Origin of the sequence: Pseudomonas entomophila (genome assembly GCF_013523165.1) — a bacterium.
In the GTDB taxonomy this organism is placed as follows: domain Bacteria; phylum Pseudomonadota; class Gammaproteobacteria; order Pseudomonadales; family Pseudomonadaceae; genus Aquipseudomonas; species Aquipseudomonas entomophila_A.
Map to the genome: position 1 here is coordinate 104,523 of NZ_JAAMQI010000014.1, position 15,183 is coordinate 119,705.

Here is a 15,183-nt window from a genome sequence, read left to right on the forward strand (position 1 = left end):
CGGCGGGGCACTGGCGGTCGCCTTGTCACGTGGGTCCGCCATGCCGGCCTCGATCAGTCGAAGACCACGGTCTTGTTGCCGTGGACCAGGACGCGGTCCTCGAGGTGATAGCGCAGACCACGAGCCAGCACCATCTTCTCGACGTCGCGACCGAAGCGGACCATGTCATCGATGGTGTCAGCGTGGCTGACGCGCACCACGTCCTGCTCGATGATCGGGCCGGCGTCCAGCTCTTCGGTCACGTAGTGGCACGTGGCGCCGATCAGCTTCACGCCACGCAGCGCTGCCTGGTGGTAGGGCTTGGCGCCGACGAACGAGGGCAGGAAGCTGTGATGGATGTTGATGACCTGGCCTGCGTAATCCTGACACAGCCGAGGCGGCAGGATCTGCATGTAACGCGCCAGTACGATGACCTCGGCCTGATGGGCCTCGACCAGGCGGGCGACCTCGGCGAATGCCGGCTGCTTGTCCTGCGGATCGACCGGGACATGGAAGAACGGAATGCCGTGCCACTCGACCATGCTGCGCAAATCGTCATGGTTGGAGATGACGCAGGGAATGTCGCAATCCAGCTCGCCGGTGTGCCAGCGGTGCAGCAAGTCTGCCAGGCAGTGCGACTCACGGCTGGCCATCAGCACGACGCGCTTCTTCTGAGCCGAGTCGGTGATGTGCCAGCTCATGGAGAAGGCTTCGGCGATCGGCGCGAAGGCTTCGCGGAACGCTTCGATGCCGAAGGGCAACGAGTCGGCGCGGATTTCATGGCGCATGAAGAACCAGCCGCTCTGCTCGTCGGAATGATGGCTGGCCTCATTGATCCAACCGTTATGAGAAGCCAGGAAATGGCTGACGCTGGCCACGATGCCCACGCCGTCGGGGCAGGCGATCACCAGTCGGAAGGTGCGCATGAACAAGAACTCCAGAACTTGCAAAGGGGCGTAGTCTAACGATTTGCAAGGAAACCTGCAGTAATGATTCAGTGCCCGGCGTATGGAAAAGACCCCCGGTGTGTACAATCGGCTCACACGAATGAGGTCAAGAAGGGCATGTCTCAAACACGGCGTGAATTTTTCTTAACCCAGAAAGTACATATAGCCACACTCTCGCGGCTCGACAGTGCGCACGTTAATTGTTTACTTGTCGATAAACCCTGTTTACTATCGACGCCACTGTCTCTCTGAATACGTCTCAAGGAATACCTCATGTCGTTGATCAACGAATACCGCGCCACCGAAGAAGCCATCAAAGAACTTCAGGCTCGCCTGGCCAATCTGTCGCAAGACGACAAGCTGAAGAAAGAGCTGGAATTCGAAGGTAAACTGCGCACCCTGATGGGCGAATATTCCAAGTCGCTGCGCGACGTAATTGCACTGCTCGACCCAGAGTCCAAGTTGAGCAAAGGCCCGCGTACGGCGTCCAAACCGGCCACCACCAAGCGTGCCCGCAAGGTCAAGCAATACAAAAACCCGCACAACGGCGAAATCATCGAAACCAAAGGCGGCAACCACAAGACGCTGAAAGAGTGGAAAGCCAAGTGGGGCGGTGACGAAGTTGAAAGCTGGTCCAGCCTGCTGGACTGATTGCGGATCCGGTTTTCCGGTTCATGAAAAACGCCAGCTTGCTGGCGTTTTTTCATGGCCGCCCGTTCACGGCTGCAGTCGTGCCTTCAGGCCGGCCACATGGGCTTGCCAGGCCAGCAGGACCTCGCGTTGTGGCGCGCTGGCCTCAAGCCACGCCTGCTGCCAGGCCGTTTCGAACGCGCTCAGGGTCAGCGGTGCACCCCAGGCCGGATTGTCCAGCCGCTCGTTGCAGAAGGTCATCCAGCGCTGCCGCTCCTCGGGGCTCAACGTCGCGGGGAAGTTGCGCGCTCGGTAACGGAACAGCAATTCCGGCAACCGCATGTCGTCGAACATCCAGTGCCCACGGGACAACTGCTCGGGGTCCGAAGCACGCACCTGTTCACACACGCGGCGGTCACGGTCGCCAATGAACCCTTCATATAACTGCTGCTCCGGATCGTCGGTCGGCGTGAAGTCCTCCTGTGCGAAGAGTTCATCCAGGACGGGTTGCCACCGGGCGGCCTGTTGCACCAACTGCGTGGCCTTGGCGTGATGCAGCGACAGGTCCAATCCCAACCGCTGTTGATCCGCAGGCCGTATGACCGATAACGGCGCCACGACCGGACAGCGGTTCACATGGATCAACTTCAGCGGGACGGGAAGTTGTCCGTCGAGCAGTGCATCGCGCCGAGCGTACAGTCGCTGTCGCAAGTCGGCGGCCGACTCCGTGATCAGGGGCGAGGGGTCCATGTGCAGATCGCACACGATCAGTGCGTTGCGGTTACGCGGGTGCCAGGCCAAAGGCAGTACGACACCCAGATAATGGCGCGCAGCCGAAAACCGCCCGCTGATATGCACCATCGGTTCCAGAAGCCGGATCTGCGCCATGACGGCATGCTTGCTGCGCAAGGCGAACAACCAGTCGTACAGCCTGGGCTGGCGCTCACGGAGCAACCGCGCCAGGCCGATGGTGGCGCGCACGTCGGACAACGCCTCGTGGGCATGGCCGTGGTCGATGCCATTGGCCTGGCTCAACAGCTCCAGTCGCAGGCTGGTGCGGCCCTCCTGCTGCGGCCAGACGATGCCCTCCGGACGCAGTGCATAGGCCGTGCGCACCACATCGATCAGGTCCCAACGGCTGTTGCCGCCCTGCCACTCGCGTGCATAGGGGTCGAAGAAGTTGCGGTACAGGCTGTAGCGCGTGACTTCGTCGTCGAAGCGCAGGGTGTTGTACCCGGCTGCGCACGTTTCTGGACGGGCCAGCTCGGTGTGCACCCGGGTCATGAAGTCGGCTTCGACCAGCCCGTGATCGGCCAGCTGCCGGGGTGTGATGCCCGTGACCAGGCAGGCGATCGGGTGCGGCAGGATGTCGTCGGAGGGCTGGCAATAGAGATTGACCGGCGCTTCGATTTCATTGAGGTCCAGGTCGGTGCGTATCCCTGCCAGTTGCAGGGGGCGGTCACAGCGGGGGTTGATGCCGGTGGTTTCGTAGTCGTGCCAGAAGATGCTCGCGCTCACGGGGTCGTCCTGTAACAAGATCGACCAGAGTCTAGGGCCTCGGGCGTGCGCGGGCCAGCCTCAGGCAGAGGCGTTGAGCGAGTTGAAGCTGAAATAAGCGTGCAGGGTGCGCACGAAGGCGTTGTATTCCTCAGGCGCCTGCAAGAGCATGAACCCCGAATCGTAATGACCCGGCATCTGGTCTTCCTGGCACCACAGGCAGCTGGCGGTCAGGTTGATGAACTGCCAGCCCTCCCCCGGTAACGGAATGCGCAGCTGCAGCTCGAAATCCGGACCCACCAGGATCGGCAGCTCGCTGATCACCATCAGGCCGGCTTCCGACACGTTGCCCAGGTACCCCAGCAGCTGGTCGGTGTAGCGGTTGTAGACGGTGAGGTAGAGCGGAAGCTGGTGGCGTTCTATCTGGCGCTCGATAAACATGATGGCGGTCACTGTCCTTCGCGGATGGCAATGGGCGTGGAATCGCCTCGATCGTTACATTCATTTAACAGGTTCGTCCAGACCGTTCGGCGGCCTGGTCCTGGTCTGCACCGTCATTGGCGCTTACCGCCCAGTGGGTGTCGCAAGGGGCACCGTGACCGCAGGTGTCACACCCCGGTAATGCCCGAGTTGCTCGAGCGTCTGCAGGCGGGCCTGGGCGCGGTAGGCATACTCGTTGCCAGGCCAGCGCTGCATCAGGTACTGGTAGGTCTGCGCGGCATCGACATAGAGCTTCTGACGCTCCAGGCATTGCCCGCGCAGCAGCGCGACTTCCGGGTGGATGAACGGCCGTGCGCGGCTGGTGCGGTCCACCTGGGACAATTCCAGCATCACCCGCTGGCAATCGCCCCGCTCGTAGGCGCGGTAGGCATTGTTCAAGTGATGGTCCATCGACCATCGGGTACAGCCGACGACACTGGTCGCCAGCATCAAAACGATCATGGCACGCATGGGGCGTTCTCCTCTTGCTGCACGGTGTATCGGCGGCGGCTGCTGAAACTGGAGGGTGAGGTGCAGCGGCGAGCCGAGCGCGTCGAGGGCGCGAGCGATGCCGAGCAGCAGCCCCACGCCCGCACCACGGCAACACGATCGACACTTGCGTGTCGCGTTCGGCCTGTAGCGTGGCGTGCAGCGCGCAGCTGGCGACCTGCTTCTGCCCTTCCACGGTAGTGCATCCGAACAATGACTACAGCCCGATTCAGGAGTAGCCTTTCGCTGCGCTTCACTATAGGAGTCTGTGCATGACCATCCGCCGTACCAAAATCGTCGCCACCCTGGGCCCGGCCAGCAACTCGCCGGACGTGATCGAACAGCTGATTCTGTCGGGCCTGGACGTCGCACGCCTGAACTTCTCCCATGGCACTCCGGACGAGCACAAGGCCCGTGCCCGGCTGATCCGTGACATCGCCGCCAAGCTCGGTCGTCATGTCGCGCTGCTGGGCGACTTGCAGGGTCCGAAGATCCGTATCGCCAAGTTCGCCAACAAGCGCATCGAGCTCAAGGCCGGTGACCGCTTCACGTTCTCAACGGCCCACTCGTTGACCGAAGGCACCCAGGAGGTGGTCGGGATCGACTACCCGGACCTGGTCAAGGACTGTGGCGTGGGTGACGAACTGCTGCTCGACGACGGTCGGGTGGTCATGCGCGTCGAAACCGCGACCGCCGATGCCCTGCACTGCGTGGTACTGATCGGTGGTCCGCTGTCGGACCACAAAGGCATCAACCGCCGTGGCGGCGGCCTGACCGCGCCGGCCCTGACCGAAAAGGACAAGGCCGATATCAAGCTCGCGGCGCAAATGGACCTGGACTACCTGGCCGTGTCCTTCCCACGCGACGCCAAGGACATGGAATACGCCCGTCAGCTGCGTGACGAAGCCGGTGGCAGCGCCTGGCTGGTGGCCAAGATCGAACGCGCCGAGGCCGTGGCCGACGACGAGACCCTCGATGGCCTGATCGCCGCTTCCGACGCCGTGATGGTGGCCCGTGGCGACCTGGGCGTGGAAATCGGCGATGCCGAGCTGATCGCGATCCAGAAGAAGATCATCCAGCACGCCCGCCGCAACAACAAGGCGGTGATCGTCGCGACCCAGATGATGGAGTCGATGATCCAGAACCCGATGCCGACCCGCGCCGAAGTATCCGACGTGGCCAACGCCGTGCTGGACAACACCGATGCGGTGATGCTGTCGGCCGAGAGCGCTGCGGGCGCCTACCCGATCGAAGCGGTCCAGGCCATGGCGCGCATCTGCCTGGGCGCGGAGAAGCACCCGACCAGCCAGAAGTCCAGCCATCGTCTGCACACCACGTTCGAGCGCTGCGACGAAAGCATCGCCCTGGCGGCCATCTACACGGCCAACCACTTCCCGGGCGTCAAGGCGATCATCGCGCTGACCGAAAGCGGCTATACCCCGCTGATCATGTCGCGCCTGCGCTCGCACGTACCGGTGTACGCCATGTCGCCGCACCGTGCCACGCAGGCGCGCAGCGCGATGTTCCGCAACGTCTACCCGATCGCCTTCGACCCCGCCGCCCTGGCGCCGGACAAGGTGAGCCAGGCGGCCGTGGACGAGCTGCTGCAGCGCGGCCTGGTGCAACAAGGTGACTGGGTGATCCTGACCAAGGGCGACAGCTACCACACCATCGGTGGCACCAACGGCATGAAGATCCTGCACGTGGGCGACCCGCTGATCTGAGCCTGACCGGTCCGCGGTGCCGTCCGGCCTGCGGATCCTGCTACCGGGGTGCGTCCAGCACCTCGGTCAGCACCTGCCCCTTCGGGAGCCCGGCCATGAACAGGCGCCGGCCGCACCCGTCCACATGCCTGGCATCGCCACAGATCAGAACCACCGTACGCCGGTCGAGCCCACGTGCGCCGGTCAGTCGCGCCTCCAGCCCCTCGCGGGCGAACGTTTCGACCTGCATGGATGACCAGACGTCGGCCAGGTGGCGCAGCGCGGCCTCCAGGTAGAGTGGCGCGACCGTGTCCAGCACCTGCACCAGCCAGACATCGCCTTCGTGCCCCTGTGCCCGCGCCTCATGGGCAAGGCTCAGCAACGGCACCACGCCTGCGCCTTCCCCCAGCAGCCACAACGGCTGCGTCTGCCACTGGGGGTCATAGTGCAAGGCCCGCGCACGCCGCGCGTTCAGGCGAACCTCGGTGCCAGGCGTCAACGCGTGCAGGGCGGCGAGCACCTCGCCAGCGCCCTGAGCGTCCACGTACACCTCCAGCCAGCGCGTTTCGTCCATATCGGCCAACAACGCTGGCACCGCGTGCGGCCCCACCTGCAGGTCCAGCTCCTGACCGGCCAGAAGGCGCCGCGGCCCCTGGGGCGTCAGGCGCACCCACGCGACCTCGGCCGCCGGCCACGCCACGTCGAGGACCTGGGCCGCCTGGCCGTGTGGGCCCGTGGTGTCGAGCACGACCTGCACGTCTTCCACCACCGTGCATTGGCAGGCCAGCCGCCACCCCTGGGCACGCTGCGCCGGGTCCAGCGCGTCAGGCCGTGCGTCGAACGGTTGCCCTTGCGTGCACAGGACCCGGCACGTCTGGCAGACCCCGGTCCGACAGCCATAGGGCACGGCCAGGCCGGCGCCGTTCAGGGCATCGAGCAGGTTGCTGCCGACGGGCACCTGCCAGCAGCGCTCACCGACACTCAATTGGGGCATGACACAGGTCTCATCGAGGCAAACCGCCACTCTAGGCGCTCGCACGCGCCGCGACCAGTCGCCGACGCAGAAACCGTGCACGCGGGCAATCGACCTTGGTCCAGACCACCTGCAGGTGTGCCGGCCCGGGATGCGCGCTATACTGCCGCGCCTTTTTTCGCGTCGGCCTGACCTGCCGGCGCGCCTTGCCAGGTTTTGCGTCGTGGCCCTGCGCCAACGCGAGGCCTCCACGAATGTTCCCGGATCCAGAGGAGCGCGCTGCATGACCGTGATCAAGCAAGACGACCTGATTCAGAGCGTCGCCGACGCCCTGCAATTCATCTCGTACTACCACCCCGTCGATTTCATTCAGGCGATGCACGAGGCCTACCTGCGTGAAGAGTCGCCCGCCGCGCGCGACGCCATCGCCCAGATCCTGATCAACTCGCGCATGTGCGCCACCGGCCACCGTCCGATCTGCCAGGACACCGGTATCGTCACGGTCTTCGTGCGCGTGGGCATGGACGTGCGCTGGGACGGCGCGACCATGAGCGTCGACGACATGATCAACGAAGGCGTGCGCCGCGCCTACAACCTGCCGGAAAACGTCCTGCGCGCCTCGATCCTGGCCGACCCGGCCGGTGCCCGCAGGAACACCAAGGACAACACCCCCGCGGTCATCCACTACTCGATGGTCCCGGGCGACACGCTCGAGGTGGACGTCGCGGCCAAGGGCGGTGGTTCCGAGAACAAGTCGAAGATGGCCATGCTCAACCCGTCCGACTCGATCGTCGACTGGGTCCTGAAGACCGTGCCGACCATGGGCGCTGGCTGGTGCCCGCCGGGCATGCTCGGCATCGGCATCGGCGGCACCGCCGAAAAGGCCGCGGTGATGGCCAAGGAAGTGTTGATGGAGTCCATCGACATTCATGAGCTCAAGGCCCGCGGCCCACAGAACCGCATCGAAGAGATCCGTCTGGAGCTGTTCGAGAAGGTCAACCAGCTGGGCATCGGCGCCCAGGGCCTGGGTGGCCTGACCACCGTGCTCGACGTCAAGATCATGGACTACCCGACCCATGCCGCCTCGCTGCCGGTGTGCATGATCCCCAACTGCGCCGCCACCCGCCACGCGCACTTCGTGCTCGACGGCTCCGGCCCGGCCGAACTGGAAGCGCCATCGCTCGACGCCTACCCGGAAATCGTCTGGGAGGCCGGGCCAAGCGCGCGCCGTGTCGACCTCGACACGATCACGCCGGAAGAAGTCGCCAGCTGGAAGCCGGGCGAAACCATCCTGCTCAACGGCAAGATGCTCACGGGCCGCGACGCGGCGCACAAGCGCATGGTCGAGATGCTCAACCGCGGCGAGTCGCTGCCGGTGGACCTCAAGGGCCGCTTCATCTACTACGTCGGCCCGGTCGATCCGGTCGGTGACGAAGTGGTCGGCCCGGCCGGCCCCACCACCGCCACGCGGATGGACAAGTTCACCCGCCAGATCCTCGAGCAGACCGGCTTGCTGGGCATGATCGGCAAGTCCGAGCGTGGCCCGACCGCCATCGACGCGATCAAGGACAACAAGGCCGTGTACCTGATGGCCGTCGGTGGCGCCGCCTACCTGGTGGCCCAGGCCATCCGCAAGTCCAAGGTGCTGGCCTTCGCCGAGCTGGGCATGGAGGCGATCTACGAGTTCGAGGTCAAGGACATGCCGGTGACCGTGGCCGTGGACAGCAACGGCGAGTCGGTGCACATCACAGGCCCTGCGCTGTGGCAGGGCAAGATCGCCCAGAGCCTGGCAGTCGAAGTGAAGTAAGCCGTCGCTCACGCTGCAGACGAACGCCCGGTCTCGCCGGGCGTTCGTGTTCAAGGCCACCGGGCAACGCGCGTCCTAGGCCGTCCTGACGTCCAGAAGGCCTTCGTCGAACTGGCCTGGCCAATCCTTGTACGTCCAGACCTGCCCGTGCTCACGGGTGCGGGCGACTGCATCGAGGTCCAGCGAGCAGTGCAACCAACGACTCTCGGCGGCGTTCGTCGTGTCGCTCTGGGCGATCACCCCGTCGCTCGGCAGCCCGTGGTCCGGCGGCACGAACAACCCCGCCCGCCCCACGTTCTCGTCCAACGCCGGCGACCATGGCGCCAGCCCCACGGTCGGGCTTTGCAGCACCGCAATCTGATTTTCCAGCGCACGCGCCTGTGCGCCGACACGGACCCGGTGATAGCCCGCCTCGGTGTCGGTGCAGCTGGGCGCGAGGATCAGTTCGGCCCCTGCCTCGGCCAGACGCCGGGCCAGCATGGGGAACTCGTTGTCATAGCAGATCAGGATGCCCAGCCGCCCCAGCGCGGTGTCGAACACCTGCACCCCCTGCCCTGGGCTGATGTTCCACTGGTCCTTCTCGAAGCGGGTCATCATCAGCTTGTCCTGATGACCCAGCCGCCCTTGCGGGCCGAACAGCCAGGCGCGATTGCGGTAATGGCCGTCGGGGTCGAGCACCGGCAGGCTGCCCGGTTGCAGGTAGAGGCCGTGGTGTCTGGCAATGTCCTCGCACAGCGTCATCCAGCGCGGAATCAGCGCCTGGATCCCGGCGATCGACCCATTCAGATCGCTGCGTTGCTCGACCGGTAGCTGGCCGCTGAGCACCAGGCCGGCGTATTCGGGTAACAGCAGCAGGTGTGCGCCCTCCTGCGCGGCCTCGGCGCACAGCGCTTGCAGGTGCGCCGCATAGGCGTCCCAGGTCTCGAACAGCTCGATGGCGTACTGGCAGGCCGCCAGGCGGATCATACCGGCAGCGCCTTGAGCCAGAACGACATGATCTTGTCCGACGCCTGGGTCTCGTCCAGGTCGCGCCAGGCATAGCGGGTTCGCAACGAAGGCTCGTGCAGGAAGCCGCGGTTGCGCCAGAAGCCTTGCAGTGGCTTGTAGTCGGTCGGGCGCAGCGGATGGCCCGAGGGCCGCTCGACGGCGCAGAACGCGCAATAGTCGAACGCGGCCAGCTTGTGGGCGTACGACTCGCGCTCGATGAAGAAGCGCACCCCCAGGCCCTGGTTACGGTAGGCGGGCAGCACCAGCGATTCGCCGAAGTAATACACCGCCTTGGGGTCGCGGCCTTGTTCGAGAAAGGGCTGCTGGAACTCGGCGGCCTGATCCACCAGTGGCAGGCCGGTGGAAGCCCCCACCACCTGACCCTGGTCGAGGGCCAGCACCAGCAGGCTGCGGCTCGAGCGGGCATAGCTGGCCAGGTAGTCGGCCTCGTAGTCCAGGGTGCCGTCGTAGAGGTAGGGGAACTCGCGGAACACCGTCAGGCGCAGGCGAGCGAGGTCATCGATGTAGGGCGCGATCGCAGCGCCATGCAGCAGGCGGATTTCCATGCGAGGTGGTCGTTTTCCCGATGTGGATGGCGCGCTCGGCTAAGCCGGGCCTGAGGGGAAACCCTATCATCCGCCCCTCGCCCTTTCCTTTCCCGTACACGACAGGAACATTGCCATGACCGCTACGGAACTCGTCCAGGCCTACTACGCCGCGTTCAACGCCGGTGACATGCCGGGCTTTCTCGCCCTGCTCAGCGAAGACGTCGTCCACGACATCAACCAGGGCGAGCGGCAGATGGGCAAGCAGGCCTTCGCGGCCTTCATGGACAAGATGAACCGCTGCTACCGCGAACGCCTGACCGACCTGGTGGTGATGCAGAACGCCGAGGGCGACCGTGCCGCCGCCGAATTTGTGGTCCATGGCCAATACCTGACCGACGATGAAGGCCTGCCCGCCGCCAACGGCCAGACCTACGTGCTGCCGGCCGGCGCCTTCTTCTACATCCACGTCGGCAAGATCGCCCGGGTCAGCAACTACTACAACCTCAACGACTGGCTTGAGCAGGTGGCCTGACCGCGCCTAGCTGCGGCGGTCGAACAGGTTGGCCACCAGCCGGTCGAGCCACCCCCACAACCGCTGCTTGGTCCGCCGCCACAGGGGCCTGGCGCGCCAGCTGGCCAGGTCGACCTCCTGGCTCTGGGCGAAGTCCCGCTCGAAGCTGGCCACCACCTGGTCGGTCAGCGCCGGATCCAGGCTTTCGATGTTGGCCTCGAGGTTGAAGCGCAGGTTCCAATGGTCGAAGTTGCAGGAACCGACGCTGACCCACTGGTCCACCAGCACCATCTTCAGGTGCAGGAAGCATGGCTGGTACTCGAAGATCTTCACCCCGGCGCGCAGCAACCGGGGGTAGTAGCGATGGCCGGCGTAACGCACGGCCGGGTGGTCGGTGCGAGGGCCGGTCAGCAGCAGACGGACGTCGACGCCACGCTGGGCGGCACGGCGCAGGGAGCGGCGCACGCTCCAGGTGGGCAGAAAATACGGCGTGGCCAGCCAGATGCGTCGCTCGCCCGTGCTCAGCGCCCGCACCAGCGCGCGCAGGATGTCACGGTGCTGGCGGGCGTCGGCGTAGGCCACACGGCCCAGCCCCTGCCCTTCGACGGGCGGCCTGGGCAGACGCGCCAGGCCTTCGAAGCCTTCCGGGGGGCGCCAGGCGGTGCGCCTTTCGTTGGCATGCCACTGGCGGTCGAACAGCACTTGCCAGTCGCTGACCACAGGCCCCTCCAGGCGCACCATGACCTCGTGCCAGTCGCTGGCCGGCTCGCCCGGCCGCCAGAATTCATCGGTGACGCCGGTGCCGCCCACGACGGCCCACCGCTGATCGACCAGCAGCAACTTGCGGTGATCGCGGTACAGGTTGCGCACGCCACGGCGCCAGTGCAGCGGGTTGTACGACCGCAGCTCGACGCCGGCCGTGCGCAGACGCTGACGCAGGGTCGAGGGAAAGGCCAGCGACCCGTACCCATCGAACAGACAACGCACGCGCACGCCACGCCGGGCCGCCGTCTCCAGGGCATCGACCATGGCCTCGGCGCAAGCACCGGCCTCGACCAGGTACAGCTCCAGATCGACCTGGTACTCGGCGCGCACGATCGCCAGGATCATGTCCGGAAAGAACGTCGGCCCGTCGACCAGCAGGTCGAACTGGTTGCCGGCACGCCAGGGGAAGACCGGCCCTGGCATGTCAGCGGGCGTTGAAGATCAGCACCGCATTGACCGGTACCGAGGGGCTGATGGAGGTGACGCCGGCCAGCTTGCGCAGCGCGTCCAACCCGGGCACCAGGCCGAAGTCCTCGGCATGCAGCACCACCGGCTCGAGCGTCACCACCTGAAAGCGTCGCTGGTCCAGGCGGGTGGCCAGCAGGGGCGCCTCGTAACGGTGCTGGCGCCCGCGCACGGTGACGGTCAGCGGCAGGCGCAGCTCGACCTGGGCACCGTTGGCCAGGTCCTGGATCGGTTGCAGGTCGATCCGTGCCTGCACCGTGACATCGGGGTACTGCTTGACCTCCAGCAGGTGGTCACGGATGCGTTCGTCGCGCAGGGGCACCCCGCTGAAGACCGAATCGGCCTCGATGCGCAACTGCGCGGCACCGGCATCATCGACCTTGCCGTGCAGCACCAGGAAGCGATGCACCAGCGACGTGTCGCCATTCTGGCTGGCGACGAACGACAGCCGTGACGACTCGCCGTCCAGGTGCCAGTCGGCCAGGGCCGGCACGCTCGAGGCACACAACAGGGCAAGCAGGACACGTGACAGCTTGAGCATGGGAAACCCTTCGAAAAGAGGCTGTGAACATTAACGGGCCGCCGGGTTCCCAGCAAGCGTCCACGGCCTTGCTGCGTGAGCCGCCCAGTGCCGGCCCAGCCTGCCCCCCTGTCATGCAAGCATCACCCAAGCGTCACTGGCCTGACACTGGGGCTTTCTAGTCTGGCGCTGCCCGCGCGGTTCGACTGCGCGGCACCCTTCCTGGCAGGCTCACGGAGACTCGCATGATTCGGACCGCTCGCTCGATTGGCAACCCTTCCACGCCGCGCCTGCGCGCCGAGCGCCTGACCGGCGAGGCGGCCTTGCGTGAAGCCCAGGCACTGCGCTTCGAGGTGTTCAGTCGCGACTTCAAGGCGACCTTCAAAGGCGAGGAAGCCGGGCTGGACCAGGATGCCTACGACGTCCACTGCCAGCACCTTGGCGTGCGTGACACGATCAGTGGTCGTCTGGTCGCCACCACGCGCCTGCTGGACCACCGCGCGGCCTGCCGAGTGGGACGCTTCTACAGCGAAGAGGAGTTCTGCCTGCAGGGGCTGAGCCAGCTGCAGGGGCCGATCCTCGAGCTGGGCCGCACCTGCGTCGCCCCGGCCTACCGCACGGGGGCCACCATCGCCCTGCTCTGGGCCGAGCTGGCCGAGGTGCTCAACGAAGGCGACTACCGCTACCTGATGGGCTGCACCAGCATCTCCCTGCACGATGGCGGCGTGCAGGCCCAGGCGATCATGCAGCGCCTGCGCGAGCGCCACCTGTGCCATGAGCATGTGCGGGCCGAGCCGCGCATCCCGTTGCCGGCCAGGGACGTGCCGGGCAACGTCATCGCCGAGCTGCCGCCCCTGCTCAAGGCCTACCTGCGCCTGGGCGCCAAGGTGTGCGGCGAGCCGTGCTGGGACGAGGCCTTCCAGGTGGCCGACGTGTTCATCCTGCTCAAGCGCGATCAGCTGTGCCCTCGCTATGCGCGTCATTTCAAGGCGGCCGTCTGATGCCGCGCTGGCGGGTGGCGCTGCGCGCCTGTCGTCTGCTTCCGGTACTCGGCCTGGGCGTGGCACTGGCCAGTGCGGTGGTGCTGGGCGAACGACTGGGCGTGCCGGTCTCGGCGCGACGCCGCCAGCGCTGGACGTGCCTGTTCATGGGCCGGCTGGTGGCGGCACTGCCGTTTCGCGTCCAGGTCAGTGGCCGGCTGCCGACGCGGCCCATGCTCTGGGTCAGCAACCATGTGTCCTGGGTCGACATCCCGGTGCTCGGCACGCTCGTCCCGTTGTCGTTCCTGTCCAAGCAGGAGGTCCGCCACTGGCCCCTGGCCGGTTGGCTGGCGCACCGGGCCGGGACGCTGTTCATCCGCCGTGGCGGCCACGAGGGGCCACGCCTGCGCCAGCGGATCGCAGGACGGTTGCAAGTGGGGTGCCCGGTGCTGGTCTTTCCCGAGGGCACGACCACTGACGGCCAGGCGCTGCGCACCTTCCACGGGCGCTTGCTGGGCGGTGCGATCGAGGCCGGCCTGCCGGTGCAGCCGGTGGCGATCGCCTACGTGCGCGAGGGACAGCGCGATACGCTGGCGCCCTTCACGGGTGACGACGATCTGTTGGCTCATGTACTGAGGCTGCTGGCCCATCCGCCGGCGACGGTGCAGGTGCAGGTACTGGAGCCGCTGGTGAGCCTGGGACGGGAGCGCACGGCGCTGGCACGCGAGGCGCAGCAGGTGATCGAAGCGGCCTTGCGCAAGCCGCTCGACGCCGAGCGGACTCAGCGTGCGCGCGAGGCCGTTCTGACGGTGCCCTGAAGGCCTCCCTGCGGAGCCGGCAAGGGCGGCTTGCCCCTCGGCTGGCACGGACCTGTGGGGCCTGCCGGGCCGGCCTGCAAGGTCTGCACATTCAAGCCTTTTCACTCCGGGAGCACGCGCGCCTCATGCGCTGTTCTGGCCTCGATCTCCTGCACGATCCGCACCTGTTCCTCCTGGGCGAACCGCTGCAACTGCGGATAGAACGACCGAAAGTCCTCGCGCAGGGCCTCGTACGCCTGCGCCAGTTCATCCATCACGCCCACCAGGGCCTCCGGTCGCGACAGACGTCGACCGATGCCACGGAACACCTGTTCGAGCGTGTCGAACTCGGCGTACGCCCCCAGCCAATCGTCCGCCGCCATGAACGGCGCGATCTGCGCCAACCGCCCTGGCAGATCGGGCTGTGCCAGCAGGATGTGGTAGAACCGACCGGTAAAGGCTGCGAGCGGGGTCTGGGCATAGGCCGACCATTCCTGCGCCAGGCAATGGTCGAAGAACACGTCCAGCACGATCCCGGCATAACGGCGACGTGCGGTGGGAAAGCGCGCCAGTGCCGCCAGCACCTGGGGATGGCTGTCGGTGTGGCTGTCGATGCGCCGGTGCAGGCGTATGGCCGCCTCGAGCGCAGGCGTGAAGCGCCCCTCCAGCGGGCCCTTGACGAAATCGCCATAGAGGCTGCCCAGGAGCTGTGGCGGCTGGTCGCCGCCCAAGTGCAGATGTGCCAGGTAGTTCATCCGCGCGAGTTTAGCACCGATGTGGCGCCCACCTGTATGGCGGTGTCGAGGCCTGTCTACCTGACGCATCGGGTGGCTGATTTCATGGGCCTTGCAGGCCCAATCGCGGCACTGGGGCCGCTCCCACAGGTAACCGCGATAGCCTGCCATGCCGCGGTGGGGCTACGGGTGTAGATACCGTCTTGATCCTCACATCGCAAGTGCGATCTGAGGGTCGAACGGCTTGTCGGATTTCACCACGCCATACACCAGGTGCAGCAGCTTGCGCATGGCCGCACAGACGATCTGTTTGTACGCCTTGCGTCGATTGCCAAGCCGCTCGGCCATCGCCTTGATGACCGGGTTGAAGC

General features: G+C 66.0%; 16 protein-coding genes. 6 read left to right on the forward strand and 10 right to left on the reverse strand.

Annotated elements, in window-relative coordinates:
• Positions 1 to 53 precede the first annotated feature (53 nt).
• On the reverse strand, positions 54 to 905 hold the full coding sequence (gene purU, locus G7Z99_RS13140; protein ID WP_181094418.1) for a formyltetrahydrofolate deformylase: 852 nt from the start codon (positions 903 to 905) through the stop codon (positions 54 to 56).
• A 294-nt stretch (positions 906 to 1,199) separates the two neighbouring features.
• Between purU and mvaT the strand changes: the two genes are divergently transcribed.
• Positions 1,200 to 1,577: a histone-like nucleoid-structuring protein MvaT gene (gene mvaT, locus G7Z99_RS13145; RefSeq protein WP_181094420.1), complete on the forward strand. Its 378-nt coding sequence runs from the start codon at positions 1,200 to 1,202 to the stop codon at positions 1,575 to 1,577.
• 66 nt (positions 1,578 to 1,643) lie between these two features.
• Here the strand turns inward: mvaT and sbcB are convergent, their stop codons facing one another.
• The 3 genes from sbcB to G7Z99_RS13160 all read right to left on the reverse strand — a co-directional run bounded on the left by sbcB (position 1,644) and on the right by G7Z99_RS13160 (position 4,004).
• The gene (gene sbcB / locus G7Z99_RS13150) at positions 1,644 to 3,074 is read right to left on the reverse strand and encodes an exodeoxyribonuclease I (RefSeq protein WP_181094423.1); all 1,431 of its coding nucleotides are present in this window, start codon (positions 3,072 to 3,074) and stop codon (positions 1,644 to 1,646) included.
• Positions 3,075 to 3,134: 60 nt separating this feature from the next.
• Positions 3,135 to 3,494: a PilZ domain-containing protein gene (locus G7Z99_RS13155; protein WP_181094425.1), complete on the reverse strand. Its 360-nt coding sequence runs from the start codon at positions 3,492 to 3,494 to the stop codon at positions 3,135 to 3,137.
• A gap of 123 nt (positions 3,495 to 3,617) precedes the next feature.
• Positions 3,618 to 4,004, reverse strand: coding sequence for a tetratricopeptide repeat protein (locus G7Z99_RS13160; RefSeq protein ID WP_181094427.1), 387 nt, complete (start codon positions 4,002 to 4,004; stop codon positions 3,618 to 3,620).
• 290 nt (positions 4,005 to 4,294) lie between these two features.
• On the opposite strand from G7Z99_RS13160, the gene pyk reads away from it, so the two are divergent.
• Positions 4,295 to 5,746, forward strand: a complete 1,452-nt coding sequence (gene pyk / locus G7Z99_RS13165; protein ID WP_181094429.1) for a pyruvate kinase — start codon at positions 4,295 to 4,297, stop codon at positions 5,744 to 5,746.
• A 40-nt stretch (positions 5,747 to 5,786) separates the two neighbouring features.
• On the opposite strand, the gene G7Z99_RS13170 is transcribed toward pyk, so the two are convergent.
• Entirely contained in the window at positions 5,787 to 6,719 is a 933-nt protein-coding gene (locus G7Z99_RS13170; protein ID WP_181094467.1) for a 2Fe-2S iron-sulfur cluster-binding protein, read from the reverse strand.
• A 262-nt stretch (positions 6,720 to 6,981) separates the two neighbouring features.
• Here G7Z99_RS13170 and G7Z99_RS13175 point away from each other — a divergent pair, with 262 nt between their 5' ends.
• Positions 6,982 to 8,505 carry a fumarate hydratase gene (locus tag G7Z99_RS13175; RefSeq protein ID WP_181094469.1) on the forward strand — a complete coding sequence of 508 codons (1,524 nt, stop codon included), beginning with the start codon at positions 6,982 to 6,984 and terminating at the stop codon, positions 8,503 to 8,505.
• A gap of 75 nt (positions 8,506 to 8,580) precedes the next feature.
• On the opposite strand, the gene G7Z99_RS13180 is transcribed toward G7Z99_RS13175, so the two are convergent.
• Positions 8,581 to 9,471, reverse strand: a complete 891-nt coding sequence (locus tag G7Z99_RS13180; protein ID WP_181094471.1) for a carbon-nitrogen hydrolase family protein — start codon at positions 9,469 to 9,471, stop codon at positions 8,581 to 8,583.
• On the reverse strand, positions 9,468 to 10,058 hold the full coding sequence (locus G7Z99_RS13185; protein ID WP_181094473.1) for a GNAT family N-acetyltransferase: 591 nt from the start codon (positions 10,056 to 10,058) through the stop codon (positions 9,468 to 9,470). Before G7Z99_RS13185 ends, G7Z99_RS13180 begins: the two co-directional genes overlap by 4 nt.
• Positions 10,059 to 10,173: 115 nt before the next feature.
• On the opposite strand from G7Z99_RS13185, the gene G7Z99_RS13190 reads away from it, so the two are divergent.
• The gene (locus G7Z99_RS13190) at positions 10,174 to 10,572 is read left to right on the forward strand and encodes a nuclear transport factor 2 family protein (protein ID WP_181094475.1); all 399 of its coding nucleotides are present in this window, start codon (positions 10,174 to 10,176) and stop codon (positions 10,570 to 10,572) included.
• Positions 10,573 to 10,578: 6 nt separating this feature from the next.
• On the opposite strand, the gene G7Z99_RS13195 is transcribed toward G7Z99_RS13190, so the two are convergent.
• Together G7Z99_RS13195 and G7Z99_RS13200 are read right to left on the reverse strand one after the other, a co-directional pair.
• Positions 10,579 to 11,739, reverse strand: coding sequence for a phospholipase D-like domain-containing protein (locus G7Z99_RS13195; RefSeq protein WP_181094476.1), 1,161 nt, complete (start codon positions 11,737 to 11,739; stop codon positions 10,579 to 10,581).
• Position 11,740: 1 nt separating this feature from the next.
• Complete coding sequence (locus tag G7Z99_RS13200) at positions 11,741 to 12,322, reverse strand: YceI family protein (RefSeq protein WP_181094478.1); 582 nt, start codon at positions 12,320 to 12,322, stop codon at positions 11,741 to 11,743.
• 224 nt (positions 12,323 to 12,546) lie between these two features.
• On the opposite strand from G7Z99_RS13200, the gene olsB reads away from it, so the two are divergent.
• Entirely contained in the window at positions 12,547 to 13,302 is a 756-nt protein-coding gene (gene olsB / locus G7Z99_RS13205) for an L-ornithine N(alpha)-acyltransferase (RefSeq protein ID WP_181094480.1), read from the forward strand.
• Positions 13,302 to 14,099 carry a lysophospholipid acyltransferase family protein gene (locus tag G7Z99_RS13210; protein WP_181094482.1) on the forward strand — a complete coding sequence of 266 codons (798 nt, stop codon included), beginning with the start codon at positions 13,302 to 13,304 and terminating at the stop codon, positions 14,097 to 14,099. Before olsB ends, G7Z99_RS13210 begins: the two co-directional genes overlap by 1 nt.
• A 101-nt stretch (positions 14,100 to 14,200) precedes the next feature.
• Here G7Z99_RS13210 and G7Z99_RS13215 read toward each other — a convergent pair whose 3' ends face one another.
• A complete protein-coding gene (locus G7Z99_RS13215) occupies positions 14,201 to 14,833 on the reverse strand; it encodes an acyl carrier protein phosphodiesterase (protein ID WP_181094484.1) in 633 nt (210 codons plus the stop codon).
• Positions 14,834 to 15,183: the final 350 nt, after the last annotated feature.

What these genes read in the sequence shown, in the direction of transcription:
- purU (WP_181094418.1), bottom strand. Translation starts at nt 905, where the DNA reads ATGCGCACCTTCCGACTGGTGATCGCCTGCCCCGACGGCGTGGGCATC.
- mvaT (WP_181094420.1), top strand. Translation starts at nt 1,200, where the DNA reads ATGTCGTTGATCAACGAATACCGCGCCACCGAAGAAGCCATCAAAGAA.
- G7Z99_RS13155 (WP_181094425.1), bottom strand. Translation starts at nt 3,494, where the DNA reads ATGTTTATCGAGCGCCAGATAGAACGCCACCAGCTTCCGCTCTACCTC.
- G7Z99_RS13160 (WP_181094427.1), bottom strand. Translation starts at nt 4,004, where the DNA reads ATGCGTGCCATGATCGTTTTGATGCTGGCGACCAGTGTCGTCGGCTGT.
- pyk (WP_181094429.1), top strand. Translation starts at nt 4,295, where the DNA reads ATGACCATCCGCCGTACCAAAATCGTCGCCACCCTGGGCCCGGCCAGC.
- G7Z99_RS13170 (WP_181094467.1), bottom strand. Translation starts at nt 6,719, where the DNA reads ATGCCCCAATTGAGTGTCGGTGAGCGCTGCTGGCAGGTGCCCGTCGGC.
- G7Z99_RS13175 (WP_181094469.1), top strand. Translation starts at nt 6,982, where the DNA reads ATGACCGTGATCAAGCAAGACGACCTGATTCAGAGCGTCGCCGACGCC.
- G7Z99_RS13180 (WP_181094471.1), bottom strand. Translation starts at nt 9,471, where the DNA reads ATGATCCGCCTGGCGGCCTGCCAGTACGCCATCGAGCTGTTCGAGACC.
- G7Z99_RS13185 (WP_181094473.1), bottom strand. Translation starts at nt 10,058, where the DNA reads ATGGAAATCCGCCTGCTGCATGGCGCTGCGATCGCGCCCTACATCGAT.
- G7Z99_RS13190 (WP_181094475.1), top strand. Translation starts at nt 10,174, where the DNA reads ATGACCGCTACGGAACTCGTCCAGGCCTACTACGCCGCGTTCAACGCC.
- G7Z99_RS13195 (WP_181094476.1), bottom strand. Translation starts at nt 11,739, where the DNA reads ATGCCAGGGCCGGTCTTCCCCTGGCGTGCCGGCAACCAGTTCGACCTG.
- G7Z99_RS13200 (WP_181094478.1), bottom strand. Translation starts at nt 12,322, where the DNA reads ATGCTCAAGCTGTCACGTGTCCTGCTTGCCCTGTTGTGTGCCTCGAGC.
- olsB (WP_181094480.1), top strand. Translation starts at nt 12,547, where the DNA reads ATGATTCGGACCGCTCGCTCGATTGGCAACCCTTCCACGCCGCGCCTG.
- G7Z99_RS13210 (WP_181094482.1), top strand. Translation starts at nt 13,302, where the DNA reads ATGCCGCGCTGGCGGGTGGCGCTGCGCGCCTGTCGTCTGCTTCCGGTA.
- G7Z99_RS13215 (WP_181094484.1), bottom strand. Translation starts at nt 14,833, where the DNA reads ATGAACTACCTGGCACATCTGCACTTGGGCGGCGACCAGCCGCCACAG.